Annotated in this window: 18 protein-coding genes; 15 read left to right on the forward strand and 3 right to left on the reverse strand. The window is 75.3% G+C overall.

The window, feature by feature from the left end; genetic code table 11:
• Window positions 1–41: 41 nt before the first annotated feature.
• The 6 genes from BLS43_RS29810 (at window position 42) to glmM (ending at window position 4,485) form a co-directional block, all read left to right on the forward strand.
• Window positions 42–1,190: an Hsp70 family protein gene (locus BLS43_RS29810; RefSeq protein WP_093077062.1), complete on the forward strand. Its 1,149-nt coding sequence runs from the start codon at window positions 42–44 to the stop codon at window positions 1,188–1,190.
• A gap of 73 nt (window positions 1,191–1,263) precedes the next feature.
• The gene (locus BLS43_RS29815) at window positions 1,264–1,575 is read left to right on the forward strand and encodes a WXG100 family type VII secretion target (protein WP_093077065.1); all 312 of its coding nucleotides are present in this window, start codon (window positions 1,264–1,266) and stop codon (window positions 1,573–1,575) included.
• Between the two features lie 5 nt (window positions 1,576–1,580).
• On the forward strand, window positions 1,581–1,865 hold the full coding sequence (locus BLS43_RS04475; protein ID WP_093077068.1) for a WXG100 family type VII secretion target: 285 nt from the start codon (window positions 1,581–1,583) through the stop codon (window positions 1,863–1,865).
• 252 nt (window positions 1,866–2,117) lie between these two features.
• A complete protein-coding gene (rplM, locus tag BLS43_RS04480) occupies window positions 2,118–2,561 on the forward strand; it encodes a 50S ribosomal protein L13 (RefSeq protein WP_093077071.1) in 444 nt (147 codons plus the stop codon).
• Between the two features lie 29 nt (window positions 2,562–2,590).
• Window positions 2,591–3,145, forward strand: coding sequence for a 30S ribosomal protein S9 (rpsI, locus tag BLS43_RS04485; RefSeq protein ID WP_093077477.1), 555 nt, complete (start codon window positions 2,591–2,593; stop codon window positions 3,143–3,145).
• A gap of 11 nt (window positions 3,146–3,156) precedes the next feature.
• Window positions 3,157–4,485, forward strand: a complete 1,329-nt coding sequence (gene glmM / locus BLS43_RS04490) for a phosphoglucosamine mutase (protein ID WP_093077074.1) — start codon at window positions 3,157–3,159, stop codon at window positions 4,483–4,485.
• Window positions 4,486–4,577: 92 nt separating this feature from the next.
• Here glmM and BLS43_RS04495 read toward each other — a convergent pair whose 3' ends face one another.
• The 3 genes from BLS43_RS04495 to BLS43_RS04505 all read right to left on the reverse strand — a co-directional run bounded on the left by BLS43_RS04495 (window position 4,578) and on the right by BLS43_RS04505 (window position 6,116).
• Window positions 4,578–4,895: a hypothetical protein gene (locus tag BLS43_RS04495; RefSeq protein ID WP_093077077.1), complete on the reverse strand. Its 318-nt coding sequence runs from the start codon at window positions 4,893–4,895 to the stop codon at window positions 4,578–4,580.
• The gene (locus tag BLS43_RS04500) at window positions 4,892–5,143 is read right to left on the reverse strand and encodes a hypothetical protein (protein ID WP_093077080.1); all 252 of its coding nucleotides are present in this window, start codon (window positions 5,141–5,143) and stop codon (window positions 4,892–4,894) included. Before BLS43_RS04500 ends, BLS43_RS04495 begins: the two co-directional genes overlap by 4 nt.
• Before the next feature lie 145 nt (window positions 5,144–5,288).
• On the reverse strand, window positions 5,289–6,116 hold the full coding sequence (locus BLS43_RS04505) for a dienelactone hydrolase family protein (RefSeq protein ID WP_093077083.1): 828 nt from the start codon (window positions 6,114–6,116) through the stop codon (window positions 5,289–5,291).
• 170 nt (window positions 6,117–6,286) lie between these two features.
• Between BLS43_RS04505 and BLS43_RS04510 the strand changes: the two genes are divergently transcribed.
• Genes BLS43_RS04510 through tsaD form a run of 9 tightly spaced genes read left to right on the forward strand, consistent with a single transcriptional unit; the run spans window position 6,287 to window position 13,642 of the window.
• A complete protein-coding gene (locus BLS43_RS04510) occupies window positions 6,287–6,586 on the forward strand; it encodes a DUF4333 domain-containing protein (protein WP_093077085.1) in 300 nt (99 codons plus the stop codon).
• A gap of 7 nt (window positions 6,587–6,593) precedes the next feature.
• Window positions 6,594–8,027: an NAD(P)H-hydrate dehydratase gene (locus BLS43_RS04515; protein WP_093077088.1), complete on the forward strand. Its 1,434-nt coding sequence runs from the start codon at window positions 6,594–6,596 to the stop codon at window positions 8,025–8,027.
• Window positions 8,028–8,074: 47 nt separating this feature from the next.
• Window positions 8,075–9,196, forward strand: a complete 1,122-nt coding sequence (gene alr / locus BLS43_RS04520) for an alanine racemase (RefSeq protein WP_093077091.1) — start codon at window positions 8,075–8,077, stop codon at window positions 9,194–9,196.
• The gene (locus tag BLS43_RS04525; RefSeq protein WP_245707284.1) at window positions 9,193–10,311 is read left to right on the forward strand and encodes an alpha/beta fold hydrolase; all 1,119 of its coding nucleotides are present in this window, start codon (window positions 9,193–9,195) and stop codon (window positions 10,309–10,311) included. Before alr ends, BLS43_RS04525 begins: the two co-directional genes overlap by 4 nt.
• Window positions 10,308–10,760: a tRNA (adenosine(37)-N6)-threonylcarbamoyltransferase complex ATPase subunit type 1 TsaE gene (gene tsaE / locus BLS43_RS04530; protein WP_245707285.1), complete on the forward strand. Its 453-nt coding sequence runs from the start codon at window positions 10,308–10,310 to the stop codon at window positions 10,758–10,760. The genes BLS43_RS04525 and tsaE overlap by 4 nt, the downstream gene beginning before the upstream one ends.
• Entirely contained in the window at window positions 10,753–11,463 is a 711-nt protein-coding gene (locus tag BLS43_RS04535) for an HAD family hydrolase (protein ID WP_093077097.1), read from the forward strand. The genes tsaE and BLS43_RS04535 overlap by 8 nt, the downstream gene beginning before the upstream one ends.
• A gap of 60 nt (window positions 11,464–11,523) precedes the next feature.
• The gene (gene tsaB / locus BLS43_RS04540) at window positions 11,524–12,171 is read left to right on the forward strand and encodes a tRNA (adenosine(37)-N6)-threonylcarbamoyltransferase complex dimerization subunit type 1 TsaB (RefSeq protein WP_093077100.1); all 648 of its coding nucleotides are present in this window, start codon (window positions 11,524–11,526) and stop codon (window positions 12,169–12,171) included.
• Window positions 12,168–12,614: a ribosomal protein S18-alanine N-acetyltransferase gene (gene rimI / locus BLS43_RS04545; protein ID WP_093077102.1), complete on the forward strand. Its 447-nt coding sequence runs from the start codon at window positions 12,168–12,170 to the stop codon at window positions 12,612–12,614. Before tsaB ends, rimI begins: the two co-directional genes overlap by 4 nt.
• Window positions 12,611–13,642: a tRNA (adenosine(37)-N6)-threonylcarbamoyltransferase complex transferase subunit TsaD gene (gene tsaD, locus BLS43_RS04550; protein ID WP_093077105.1), complete on the forward strand. Its 1,032-nt coding sequence runs from the start codon at window positions 12,611–12,613 to the stop codon at window positions 13,640–13,642. Before rimI ends, tsaD begins: the two co-directional genes overlap by 4 nt.
• Window positions 13,643–13,655: the final 13 nt, after the last annotated feature.

Raw genomic sequence — 13,655 nt, forward strand, 5'->3', positions numbered from 1 at the left:
CGTCGCCAGGGCGACGATCGCCGCTCACGAGGGGAGGGCCGGTGAGCGTGCTGGTGGTCGACGGGCGGCGGGTCGCCGAGGTCCGCGACGGGCGGGTGGAGCTGCTGGGTGTGCTCCCCGCGGGCGTGCAGGCGACGGCCTTCCGACCCGGTGCGCGCGTGGTCGCGGCGGCGGGGCCGCCGGGGATGGTCGTGGACCTCGGCGCCGGCGGGACCCGCGTGCGGCACGACGGCCGGGTGGTCGCGGCGATCCCGCTGGGCGGCCGGGACCTCGACCGGGCGGTGCAGGAGCTCGTGGCGGAGCGGATCGGTCGGGGGCGTGCGGCGCTTCCGGGGCTTCCCGAGGCGGAGGCGCGAGCGGTCCGCGAGGCCCTGTCGCTGTGTCCCGCGGCAACCGTGGACACCGCGGCGGGCCCGGTGCGCGTCACGCGGGAGGAGCTCGGCGCCGCGCTCGCCCCGGTCCTCGCCGCGATCGTCGCCCGGCTCCCGCGGGGACGGCCGCTGCTGCTGGTCGGCGGCGTGGCGCGCACCCCGCTGCTCGCCGAGCTCTGCGACGCGGCGGGCGTCGGTCCGGTGCGGGTGGCCGAACGGCCGGAGACGGCGCTGCTCGAGTCGGCGCTGGTCGAGTCGACGCTGGTCGAGACGCCGCTCGAGACGACCCCGCTCGAGTCGGGCCCGGCGCCCGCCGACCTCGCGGGGGCGGCGGTCGCCCTCCCCGCGCCCCCACCGCGCTCCCGGACGCCCCGGGTCCTCGCCGTCGCCGCGGGGCTGCTCGCCGCCGTCGCGCTGCTCGGCCTCGGGACCCTGCTGCCGGTGCCCGCCGACGGGCTCGTCGCGCACGGCTACCGCCTCGCCGTCCCGCCGGGATGGGTCCACGCCGGCGGCGCCCCCGAGCTGCGGCGGGTCCTGCTCGCCCCGGCCGGACAGCCCGATGCGACGGCGGCGATCGTCGTCGAGCGGACCCCGCTGGGGTACGACGCGGACGTCGAGCCCGCCCGGGCGGCGGCCGAGCTGCGGGCGCTGGCGCCGCCCGGCCTCGCGCTGTGGACCGAGGGGGAGTGGACGCGCTACCGGGAGGGTGACGTCGAGTGGTGGGTGCGGTTCGACCGGACCGACCAGCTCGCCGTCGGCTGCCGCGCGGCGGCGCAGGCGTGCGCCGTCGTCCGGGACTCCCTCGTTCGCGATCGCTAACGCCTTCCGTGCGTTCGGGCCCGGGCGGCGGCCCGGCGCGCGAGGCTCCCCCCACCCGACGAGAGGAGCCGTCATGGCAGGCGGATTCGGCACGACCACGGAGGAGATGGCGCGCGCGGGCCGCCAGGTCCTCGCGACCGACGACCAGGTCCAGGCCCAGCTCGCGGCGCTGCGCGGGCAGCTCGCACCGCTGGCCGGGGCGTGGCGCGGGGAGGCGGCGCTCGCGTTCGAGGGACTCATGGCCCGGTGGGACGCCGACGCGCGCGCCTTGTCCGCGGCGCTGCGCGGCATCGGCGAGGCGATCGTCGGGTCCGGGGTGAGCTACGCCCGCGCCGAGGAGGACGGCTCCGCCGGGCTGTCCGCGATCCGCGCGGCCCTGGGCTGAGCGCCGTGGAGATCCGAGTCACGTTCGCGGAGCTCGCGGCCGCCCAGACGGCGGTGGCGGGCACGGCGGCGTCGATCGCCGCCCGGCTGGACGACCTCAGGCGCGAGCTCGCCCCGCTCGTCGCGACCTGGGAGGGCCGGGCGGCCACCGACTACGCGGCCCGGCAGCGGCAGTGGGACACCGCCGCGGCGGACCTCGCCGCCGTGCTCGCCCGGATCGGCACCGCGCTGGGCCGGGCCAACGACGGCTACCGACAGGTCGAGCAGGCCAACGCGCAGCGGTGGGCGTGAGCCGCTGCGCCCGACCCGGCTCCGCGGCTCGGACGAGGGCCGCGTACCCTCGTCCGAGCAGGGAGTTCGTCACCAGGAGGGGGTCTTTTGACCTCGCTCGAAGGCGGCGGGTAACCTGACTGTTCGATGTGCGACGGGTGGAGACCCGTGCCGTCGCCCCCCAGGGTGATCGGTCGGCGTCCGCACCGACGCACGAGAGACAGAGACTGACTTTTCAGGCAGCTCCGAGCCCGAGAACGACGAGGTAGACCCGTGCCCACGTACAGCCCCAAGCCCGGCGAGATCACCCGTGCCTGGCACGTGATCGACGCCACCGACGTGGTGCTCGGTCGCCTGGCCACCCACGCTGCCACGCTCCTGCGCGGCAAGCACAAGCCCACCTACGCCCCGCACATGGACACCGGCGACTTCGTCGTGATCATCAACGCGGAGAAGATCTCGGTCTCGGGCAAGAAGCGGGACGACAAGTTCGTCTACCGCCACTCCGGCTTCCCGGGCGGGCTCAAGCAGCGCTCGGTCGGCGAGATGATCGACTCGCACCCGGACCGCCTGGTCGAGAAGGCCATCAAGGGCATGCTGCCGCACAACCGGCTCGGCCGGGCGATGGCGAAGAAGCTCAAGGTCTACGCCGGCCCGTCGCACCCGCACGAGGCGCAGAAGCCGCAGCCGTTCGAGATCACCCAGGTCGCGCAGTGACCAACCCGAGCAACGAAGAGGGACAGAGCGTGAGCACCCCCGAGGACAGCGCTGCCGAGCAGGAGGTCTACGTCTCCGACGAGGCCGCCGCGGGCGAGAGCCTGGACTACACCATCGGCGACGCCGCCGCGTTCGAGTCGGGCGACGAGACCGACGCCGTCGCGGACGAGTTCGCGGTCGAGGCCCCGATCGTGCTCGACCGCCCGGTCCAGACCGTGGGTCGCCGCAAGGAGGCCGTGGTCCGGGTCCGCCTGGTCGCCGGTTCCGGCAACTTCACGCTGAACGGCAAGTCGCTCGAGACCTACTTCCCGAACAAGCTCCACCAGCAGCTCATCAAGGAGCCGCTGGTCACGGTCGAGAAGACCGAGCGGTTCGACATCTTCGCCAACCTGCACGGCGGCGGCACCTCCGGCCAGGCCGGTGCGCTGCGCCTGGCCATCGCCCGCGCGCTGGTCGAGCTGGACTCCGAGGACCGCCCGCCGCTGAAGAAGGCCGGCTTCCTCACCCGGGACGCCCGCGCCACCGAGCGCAAGAAGTACGGCCTCAAGAAGGCCCGCAAGGCGCCTCAGTACTCGAAGCGCTGATCACGACCCGGATGCGTCGACTCTTCGGAACCGACGGCGTCCGAGGCCTGGCCAACGGCGAGCTCCTCACTCCGGAGCTCGCCGTTGCCGTTTCCGCCTCGGCCGCCCGCGTGCTCGCCTCCGGGAAGGACCGACCGGCCGTGCTGGTCGGGCGGGACCCCCGCGCCAGCGGTGAGATGCTCGAGGCCGCGGTGTGCGCGGGCCTCGCCTCCGCCGGGGCCGACGCGGTGCGCCTCGGCGTGCTGCCCACGCCCGCGGTCGCCCACCTCGTCGGCACCCTCGGCGCCGACCTGGGCGTGATGATCTCCGCCTCGCACAACGCCATGCCGGACAACGGCATCAAGCTCTTCGCCGCGGGCGGGCACAAGCTGCCGGACGCCCTCGAGCTCGAGATCGAGCAGGGCCTCGCGGCGGGCGGGGCCCGCCCGACCGGCGCGGACATCGGCCGGGTGCGGGACCTGCCGGACGCCCTCGACCGGTACCTGGCCCACCTGCTCGCGAGCACGCCGACGTCGCTGGCGGGGCTGCGCGTGGTCGTCGACTGTGCGCACGGGGCCGCGTCCGAGGCCGCGCCCGCCGCCTACGCGAAGGCGGGGGCGTCGGTCGTGGCGCTGCACGCGTCGCCGGACGGGCTGAACATCAACGCCGGCGTCGGGTCCACGCACATGGAGTCGCTGTGCGAGGCCGTGGTGCGCGAGCGCGCGGACCTGGGCATCGCCCACGACGGTGACGCCGACCGCTGTCTCGCCGTCGACGCCACCGGCCGGATCGTGGACGGCGACCAGGTCATGGCGGTGCTCGCGCTGGCGATGCGGGAGGCGGGCGAGCTCGTCGAGGACACGCTCGTCGCCACGGTGATGAGCAACCTGGGCCTGCGGATCGCGATGTCCGAGGCCGGGATCACGCTGCGCACCACCGCCGTCGGGGACCGGTACGTGCTGGAGGACCTGCGCGAACACGGCTTCAGCCTGGGCGGGGAGCAGTCCGGGCACGTCGTCCTGCCGGGCCACGCGACGACCGGCGACGGCCTGCTCACGGCCCTGCGGCTGATGGCGCGCATGGCGTCGACGGGCCGCTCGCTGGCCGATCTCGCGAGCGTCGTGACGGTCCTGCCGCAGGTGTTGCAGAACGTGGCCGTCGCGGACAAGGAGGCGGTCGCGGCCTCACCCGCGGTCGCTGCCGCGGTCGCGCGCGCCGAGGCCGAGCTCGGCTCCACCGGCCGCGTCCTGCTCCGCCCCTCCGGCACCGAGCAGCTGGTGCGGGTGATGGTGGAGGCCCCGACCCAGGACACCGCCGACCGCATCGCCACGGCCCTCGCCGCCGTGGTCGCCGAGGCCTGACCCACCCGCGAGTCCCCGCGTTCGGACACGCGAGTCCGACACTCGGGCGCTGCGGACGTGATGTCCGGGAGCGGCCGGAGCGCAGGACACGATCAGGACGGTGCGCGGTCCGGGTCGCCGTCGTCGAACAGCGGGAGGCGGACGCCGCGGTCGTCGTTCTCGCGGCGGACATTCGAACTCGGGAGTCGTAGTGCCGTCGGCGCCGAGGTCAGCGCGGCGGCGATCTCCTCGGCGACCCGGGCGGCGCGCCGGGCCTGGACGTCCAGATCGTGTCCGACCCGCGCGACACTGTCGGCCAGCTCGCGACCGCGGTCGTCCCACCAGCTGTCGCTGATCAGCCTGCTGACCCGGGCAGCCTCGGCGGCCGCGGCCGCCAGCTCCCGGGCCAGGGCGTCCCCCGAGTCCCTCATCGCCGCAGATCGCCGAACGCCCGCGCTGCCAGCGTGTCCGCCTCCGCCGCGCCTGCCGCCGTCCGGCGCAGTACCGCGGCGGTGTCGTGCAGCATCCGCTGGGCGCCGGCGAGCGCGTCGGGCAGATCGGTCGCCCCGATGGTCTCCGCGGCCCGGCGGGCGAGGACCTCCAGGTCGTCGGCGAGCATTGAGGCGCGGGCGGCGGCGGCCGCGACACCGGCGGGGTCGAGGCGGAGGTCGGACGTCACGCGGCGATGATCCCGCGCCCGTTCGGCAGGCGGGCGACAACGACCGCGCTCGTTCACGATCGCGAACGAGCACAGGCGCGGCTCGCGCCGATACCGGGGACTCGCGTGTCCGAAAGCGGGGACTCGCGGGGTTCGGGCGGGGCGGTCAGGGGTGGGCGGAGAGGATCGTGCCGCCCACCTTGCCGTCCACCAGGTCGTCGACGCGGTCCTCGCCGCAGAGCTCCTTGAGCAGGAAGGCGGTGACCAGCGCGCGGGTGACCCGGCGCACCTTGGTGCTCGGGCCGCCGGAGAGGACCAGGTCCGACCAGTGGACCCCGGAGAGGAAGTCCGTGTGGCCCGCCTTCGGCAGGGTGCGGATCCAGTGCGGCCCGGCGTAGGCCTCCGCGATCTGTTCGGCGTGGCCCGCGGCCGGGGCGACGGTGTCGTTCCCCGCCACGATGTGCAGCCCCGGCACGGAGATCGCCTTGGCGGCCTCGACCGGGGAGGGCCGGGTCTGCGAGGCCGCGATCGCGACGACCGCCGCCACCTTGGGGTGCCCGGCCGCGGCGAGCAGCGCCGCCGAGGCCCCGATCCCGTGCCCGGCCAGCGCGGTCCGCCGCGAGTCGACGCTGATGTCCCCGTCGCCGAGCCGGACCCCCACGCACACCTCGAGCGTGGTGCGCAGGTCCGCGGACAACCGCGACACCGAGGGGAGGGGGCTGCCCTGCGACCCGGGTGCGGCGGCGACGATCCCCCACGAGGCGAGATGGCGCAGCAGCTCGGCGTACCGCGACGTCGGCTGCATCCAGTCGTGCCCGAACACCACTGCGGGCAGCCCGAGCCCCGACGCGGGCGCGAACACCACGCCCGGCGTCCCGATCAGTCCGAGGTCCCCGCGCAGCACCTCGTTCGGCCCGGGCCGGGAGAGCTGCTCGAGCGCGTCCTTCGTGTTCCGCAGAGCGGGCGGACGGGTGAACGTGCTGGTCCTGGCCACGACTGGAAACCTACCGCCGCGGCCCGCCGGGCGCCGAACCCGTACCCGGGAAGGGTGGGTGACCCGCCCGCCGGGTGTGGTGGCACCACTCCTGTCCGGGAGCCCTCGGCGAAATAGCGTTCTGACCAGGCCGGAACACCTCCGGCGAGGACCGACACGAGGGACCAGACATGAACGCCAGGATCGCCCGCATCATCGGCACGACGGTCGCCGCCGGGGGCCTGCTCCTGGGGCTGTCCGCCTGCAGCATGAGCGTCTCGAGCGAGGACGTGCAGTCCGAGATCACCTCCATGGTGAAGGAGCAGCTGCAGACGGACCCCACGAAGGTGGACTGCCCGTCCGACCTGGACGCGAAGGTCGGCGCCACGCTGACCTGCACCGTGGAGAGCCCGGTGCGCAACTTCGACGTCGTGGCCACGGTCACCGCCGTCGACGGCTCGGACGTCAAGTTCAACATCAACGAGGTCTAATGGCGGGGTGCACCCCGTCTGGACCGCGCAGCAGACCCGCGACGCCGAGGCCGTCCTCCTGGCAGAGATGCCGGCGGACGGCCTCATGCGTCGTGCGGCCCACGGGCTGGCCCGAGAGGTCCGGCGGGTGCTCGCGGGGCGCAGGCGGGTCACCCTGCTCGTCGGGTCCGGCGACAACGGCGGCGACGCGCTCTGGGCGGGCGTGGAGCTGCGCCGGGCCGGGATCGCGGTCACCGCGGTCCTGACGAACCCGGAGCGTGCCCATCCGCGCGGCCTCGCCGCGCTGCGCCGGGCGCGCGGGCGCGTGGTGTCCGCCGACACCGAGACCGCCCGTGAGGCCGTGACCTCGGCGGACGTGCTCGTCGACGGGATCGTGGGGATCTCCGGTCGGGGTGGCCTGCGGGAGCCTGCGGCGAGCCTGGTCGAGGCGGCGCGCGCCCCCGTCGTCGCCGTGGACCTGCCCAGCGGCGTGGACGCGGACACCGGCGCCACGGACGGCCCCGCCGTCACCGCGCACCGCACGGTCGCGTTCGGCGGCCTCAAGCCGGTGCACGCGCTCGCCCGCCCCCGGTGCGGCGAGGTCACGGTGATCGACATCGGGGTGCGCGCCCAGGGTGAGCCGCACGCCTGGGTCCTCGAGGCCGCGGACGTCGGCGCCCGCTGGCCGATCCCCGGCCCCACGGACGACAAGTACACCCAGGGCGTGGTCGGGATCGCCGCAGGCTCCGCGACCTACCCGGGCGCGGCCGTCCTCGCGACCGGCGCCGCGGTGCTCGCCACCAGCGGGATGGTCCGGTTCGCGGGCTCGGCGCGGGAACGGGTCGGCCAGTCCTGGCCCGAGGTGGTCGCCACCGACTCGATCGAGGAGGCCGGGCGCACCCAGGCCTGGACCGTGGGCCCGGGCATCGGGACCGACGACGCGGGCCGCGCCCTCCTCGGGGCCGTCCTCGACCGGGACGTCCCGACCTGCATCGACGCGGACGCGATCACCCTCCTCGCCCGGCACGCGGACCTGCGCCGACGCCTCGCCGGGCGGCCGATCGTGCTCACCCCGCACGCCGGGGAGTTCGCCCGGATCGCGGGCGAGGTGGGGCCGGACCGCGTCGCCGCCGCCCGCCGGGCCGCCGCCGAGCTGGGGGTGACGGTGCTGCTCAAGGGCAGCGCCACGGTCGTCGCGGACCCGGATGGGCGCGCGCTCGTGCACCCCTCGGACGACGCGTGGGCGGCGACGGCAGGCTCCGGCGACGTCCTCTCCGGGCTGATCGGCGCCCTGCTCGCCGCCGGCCTCGAACCCTGGTGGGCGGCGGGGTGCGCGGCGTTCGTCCACTCCCGGGCGGCGACCCTCGCCGCACACCGCACCGGGGGCGCGCCGGTCCCGGCGCCCGCGTCGGTGATCCAGCACACCGTTCCGGCGGCGATCAGCGAGGTGCGCGGGCGGTAGGGCCGCGAGGCGGGTGGACCGTCGGTACCGGATGTCAGAATGCGGACGTGGCCCCGCTCCCGCGCCTGGAGGCGCACATCGACCTCGCCGCCGTCCGGCACAACGTCGCGCTGCTCTCGGGAGCGGCCGCGGAGTCGGGTGCCGCGACCATGGTCGTGGTGAAGGCGGACGGCTACGGGCACGGCGCCGTGGCCGTCTCGCGCGCCGCGCTGGCCGCCGGGGCGACCTGGCTGGGCGTGTGCACGCTCGAGGAGGCCCTGGAGCTGCGGGCCGCCGGGATCACCGCGCCGATCCTGTCCTGGCTCCATCTCGTCGACGAGGACTTCGGGCCCGCCGTCGAGGCCGGGATCGACCTGTCGGTGGCCTCCGAGCGGCACCTCGCCCGCATCCTCGCCACCACGGACCGGCCGGTCAGAATCCATCTGAAGATCGACACCGGGCTGTCGCGGAACGGCTGCCCGCCCGCGGAGTGGCCCGCCCTGCTGGACGCCGTGGAGAAGGCGGGTGACCAGGTCGAGGTCGTCGCCGTCTGGTCGCACCTCGCCTACGCCGACCAGCCGGACCACCCCTCGGTCGACCGGGCGCTCGCACGGCTGAACGAGGCCTGGGAGCTGGCCCGCGCCCGCGGCTTCACCCCGATCCGGCACCTGGCCAACTCCGCGGCCACGATGACCCGCCCCGACCTGCACCTCGACCTCGTCCGCCCCGGCATCGCGGTGTACGGGCTGGATCCGCTGGACCGGCCGGTGCCCGAGTCGCTGCTGCGGCCCGCGATGGAGTTCCGCGCCCGCGTCGCACTGGTCAAGCGGGTGCCCGCGGGCGAGGGGGTGTCCTACGGGCACGAGCACACCACCGAGCGGGAGACCACGCTCGCGCTGGTCCCCGCCGGGTACGCGGACGGGGTGCCGCGCCTGCTGAACGCGGGCGGCCGCATGCGGGTGCGCCTCGCCGGGCGGGTGCGCCCGGTGGTGGGGCGGGTGTGCATGGACCAGGTCGTCGTCGACTGCGGAGACGACGAGGTCCACGAGGGGGACACCGCCGTCCTCTTCGGCGCGCACGCGGAGGGGCCGACCGCACAGGACTGGGCGACGGAGCTCGGCACCATCCACTACGAGGTCGCCACCGGGGTGCACGGCACCCGCGTGCGGCGGACCTACTCGGAGGAATGAGCATGGTCAGCCGCAAGCTCTGGCAGGCGCTCGGCGTCGCGGGCGGCATCGCGGGGGCGGCCGGCGCCGCGGTGGGCGTCGGGGTGGCCACGCACAAGCGGCACGAGATCGCGAAGGACCGGCGCCGCCTGGCGGGGGAGCTCGACGCCGAGGGCGGGCAGCCGGGCGCGCAGCCGCCGCGGACGTCGTCGTCGGTCATGGCGGACGACGGCATCCGGCTGGCCTGCGAGGAGCTCGCGCCCCGCACCGGGGACCCCGCGCTCACGGTGGTGCTGGTGCACGGGTTCGCCCTGGACCGCCGCACCTGGCACTTCCAGGCCCGGGACCTGCCGCGGATGACCGATCCGGCGGTCCGCACCGTGCTCTACGACCAGCGCAGCCTCGGCCGCTCCGAGCGCGCCCCGAAGGACAGCTGCACGATCGAGCAGCTCGGGCGGGACCTGGACGCGGTCATCCGGGCCCTCGCGCCCGAGGGGCCGCTCGTGCTGGTCGGGCACTCGATGGGCGGCATGACCCTGATGGCGTTGGCCGAGCAGCGCCCGCAGCTGTTCACCGACCGGGTGCTCGGCGTGGGCCTGGTGTCGACCAGCGCGGGCGAGCTGGGCTCAGCGGGGCTCTCCGGCAGCCTGCTCTCCCGGTTCAACCCCGCGACCAGGGCACTCGGGGCCCTGGCCGCGCTGCAGCCGAAGCTGGTGGAGACCGGGCGGAAGGCCCTCGGGGACGTCATCTGGTCGATCACGCGGAAGTTCGCGTTCGGCGACCAGAAGGTGGACAAGGCCCTCGTCGACCTCGTGGACACCATGATCAGCGCCAACGCCGTCGACGCGCTGATGGACTTCGTGGGCACCGTCGGCACCCACGACCGGGTGGCCGCGCTGCCCGCGTTGGCGACGTGCGAGCTGCTCGTCGTGCACGGGACCGCGGACCAGGTCATCCCCGTCTCCCACGGCGAGCTGATCGCCGCCGAGCTGCCGAAGGCGGAGTTCCTGGAGCTGGAGGGGGTCGGGCACATGCCGATGCTGGAGCGCCACGAGGAGGTCGAGGCGGCCATCGAGGACCTCATCCGGCGGTCCGCCGCCCGGCTGCCGCAGGAGACGGGACGGAGGCGCGCGTGATCACCGGGGAGGACGGACCGGACACGGCCGTCGAGCTGCCGGGGACGGCGGACACGGAGGCGTTCGGCGAGGAGCTGGGGCGCACGCTCCACGCCGGGGACCTGGTGGTGCTGTCCGGGCCCCTCGGGGCGGGCAAGACCGCGCTGGTCCGGGGCCTGGCCCGGGGTCTGCAGGTCGCGGGACCGATCACGTCGCCGACCTTCGTGATCGCCCGGGAGCACGCCCCGCTGCCGGGCGGGCCCGGAGTGCCCCTGGTGCACGTCGACGCCTACCGGCTGGGCGGGTTCGCCGAGCTGGACGACCTGGACCTCGACACCGACCTCACCGAGGCCGTGGTGGTGGTGGAATGGGGCGAGGGCGTCGCGGAGCGGCTGGCCGAGCACCACGTCCTCGTGCAGCTCGAGCGCAGGGAGGACGACGTGCGGGTCGCACGGGTCACCCGTGGTTGAGGCGGTCGTCTTCGACTGGGGCGGCACGCTCACGCCCTGGATCACCATGGACTTCCGGGCCGGCTGGGAGACCTACACCTCGATCCTGCACGCCGAGGACCCCCTGCTCGCCCGGGAGGTCGCGAGCGCGCTCGCCGCGGCGGACACCGGTCGCTGGGCCGCGGTGAAGGACGGGGCGAAGGCCTTCCACCTCGGCGAGGTGCTGGCGGACGCCGCCGTCGACACCTCCTCCGAGCTGCACGGCCGGGCACTGGAGGCCTACCGGGAGTTCTGGGTGCAGGCCACCCACACCGATCCCGAGGCCGCGCCCATGCTCGCCGCGCTGAAGGAGCGGGGGATCAAGCTCGGGGTGTTGTCCTCGACGATGTGGCCGGGCGAGTGGCACGAGGAGTGGCTGCGCCGGGACGGGGTGCTGCACTACTTCGACGGCGTCACCTGGAGCAGCGACCTCGAGTTCACCAAGCCGCACCCCACCGCGTTCGAGGCGGCCCTCGCGGCGGTCGGCGCCACCGACCCCGCGCGATGCGTCTACGTCGGCGACCGTCCCTACGACGACATCAGCGGGGCGAAGGGCATCGGCATGCGCGCGGTCCTGGTGCCGCACAGCGACATCCCGGTGGACCAGCAGGTCCCGGTGGACGTGTCCCCGGACGGGGTGATCCAGCGCCTCGCCGAGCTGCCGAACCTGCTCGAGCACTGGTAGCGAGTCGGACATCCCGGCCCGCGAGGTCGGACGGTTCACCGGGGCTCGTAGGGTGGGTTCGTGCTCGTGTTGGCGCTCGATACCTCCACCCCCGCCGTCACCGCCGGACTGGTGCGGGACGGGGTGACCGTGGCCGAGCGCGTGGAGACGGACGCTCGCAAGCACGGCGAGCTGCTGATGCCCGCGGTGCAGGCCGTGTGCGCCGAGGCGGGGGTGGCGCTGCGGGAGCTGGACGCCGTCGTCGTCGGGGCCGGGCCGGGACCCTTCACCGGGCTGCGGGTCGGGATGGTCACCGCGGCCGCGCTCGGTGACGCGCTGGGGATCCCCGTGCACGGGGTCTGTTCGCTGGACGCCATCGCCGCGGCCGTGGTCGCGGACGGGCCGCTGACCGGCAACCTGCTCGTCGTCACGGACGCGCGGCGCCGCGAGGTCTACTGGGCCGCCTACGAGGCCGAGGGCGCCCGGCTGAGCGGGCCCACCGTCGAGTCGCCCGACGCCCTGCGCGAGCGGCTCCCCGGCCTGCGGCTCGTCGCCGCGGCCGGGACGATGGCCGACGGGTTCGGCCTGCCGGTCCACGAGGCCACCCCGTCGCCCGCGGGCCTGGTCGCGGTGGCGCCGCTGCACAGCGCGCCCGGCCCGCTGGAGCCGCTCTACCTGCGTCGACCCGACGCCGTCCCGCCGGGGGAGCGGAAGCGGGTCGCGCGGTGATCGGCCCGCTCTACCGCGCGGACGCCGAACGCTGCGCCGAGCTGGAGAAGATCCTCTTCCCGGGCGACGACCCCTGGTCCGCCCAGGCCTTCCGGGACGAGGTGTCCCGCGGCCTGCCGTACTTCGCCGCCCGGATCGACGGCGAGCTCGTCGGGTACGCGGGGCTCGGGTTCACCGCGGGCCCCCCGCAGGCCGAGGCCGAGGTGCACACCATCGGCGTCGACCCGGCGCACCAGGGGGAGGGCATCGGCCGGGCGCTGCTCGACGCGCTCCTGCACACCGCCGACGCGGTGCACGCGACCGTGTTCCTCGAGGTCAGGACGGACAACGAGCCCGCCATCGGGCTGTACGAGAAGACCGGGTTCGAGACGGTCGGGCTCCGCAAGCGCTACTACCGGCCGAGCATGGCCGACGCCTACACGATGAAGAGGGACCCGCGGTGACGATCGTCCTCGGTATCGAGACCTCCTGCGACGAGACCGGCGTCGGGATCGTGCGGATGCCGGACTCCGGCGTCCCCGAGCTGCTGGCGAACGAGATCGCGTCCAGTGTGGAGGAACACGCGCGGTTCGGCGGCGTGGTGCCGGAGGTGGCGTCCCGGGCCCACCTGCAGGCGATGGTCCCGGCGGTGCACCGCGCCCTGACCACCGCGGGGCTGACCGGGCGAGACGTCGACGCCGTCGCCGTCACCGCCGGTCCCGGGCTCGCCGGTGCGCTGCTCGTCGGGGTCGCGGCGGCCAAGGCCTACGCCGCGGCGTGGGACGTCCCGCTGTACGGGGTGAACCACCTGGCCGCGCACGTCGCCGTCGACACGGTGCAGCACGGACCGCTGCCGCCCGCGCTCGCGCTGCTCGTCTCCGGCGGCCACTCCAGCATCCTCGCCGTGCCCGACCTCGCCGGGCCGGTCACGCCGCTGGGCTCCACGATCGACGACGCCGCCGGCGAGGCCTTCGACAAGGTCGCCCGGCTGCTCGGCCTGCCCTTCCCCGGCGGCCCGTGGATCGACAAGGCCGCCCGCGAGGGCGACCGGAACGCCATCCGCTTCCCGCGTGGGCTCACCGGCCCGCGGGACGCCAAACACGACTTCTCCTTCTCCGGCCTCAAGACGGCGGTGGCCCGCTACGTCGAGTCCCTGGACGGCGACGTCCCGGTCGCGGACGTCGCGGCGAGCTTCCAGGAGGCCGTCACCGACGTGCTGACCCTGAAGGCGGTCCGCGCCGCGCAGGAGTTCGGCATGGACACGGTGCTGCTCGGCGGCGGGGTCGCGGCCAACTCGCGGCTGCGGGAGATGGCCGAGGAGCGCTGCACCGCCGCGGGCCTGACCCTGCGGGTCCCGCGCCCGGGTCTCTGCACGGACAACGGCGCGATGGTCGCCGCGCTCGGCGCCCACCTCGTCCACACCGGCGCGCAGCCCTCCGACCTCGGGATCCCCGCGAACTCGAGCATGCCGGTCACGGACGTGCTGGTCTGACCCCGTGAGCGGC

The organism is Pseudonocardia oroxyli (genome assembly GCF_900102195.1).
Classification (GTDB): domain Bacteria; phylum Actinomycetota; class Actinomycetes; order Mycobacteriales; family Pseudonocardiaceae; genus Pseudonocardia; species Pseudonocardia oroxyli.

Coding starts and splice junctions, on each gene's coding strand:
- glmM (WP_093077074.1), top strand. CDS start 3,157: ATGCGTCGACTCTTCGGAACCGACGGCGTCCGAGGCCTGGCCAACGGC.
- BLS43_RS04525 (WP_245707284.1), top strand. CDS start 9,193: ATGAGCATGGTCAGCCGCAAGCTCTGGCAGGCGCTCGGCGTCGCGGGC.
- BLS43_RS04495 (WP_093077077.1), bottom strand. CDS start 4,895: ATGAGGGACTCGGGGGACGCCCTGGCCCGGGAGCTGGCGGCCGCGGCC.
- BLS43_RS29815 (WP_093077065.1), top strand. CDS start 1,264: ATGGCAGGCGGATTCGGCACGACCACGGAGGAGATGGCGCGCGCGGGC.
- BLS43_RS04510 (WP_093077085.1), top strand. CDS start 6,287: ATGAACGCCAGGATCGCCCGCATCATCGGCACGACGGTCGCCGCCGGG.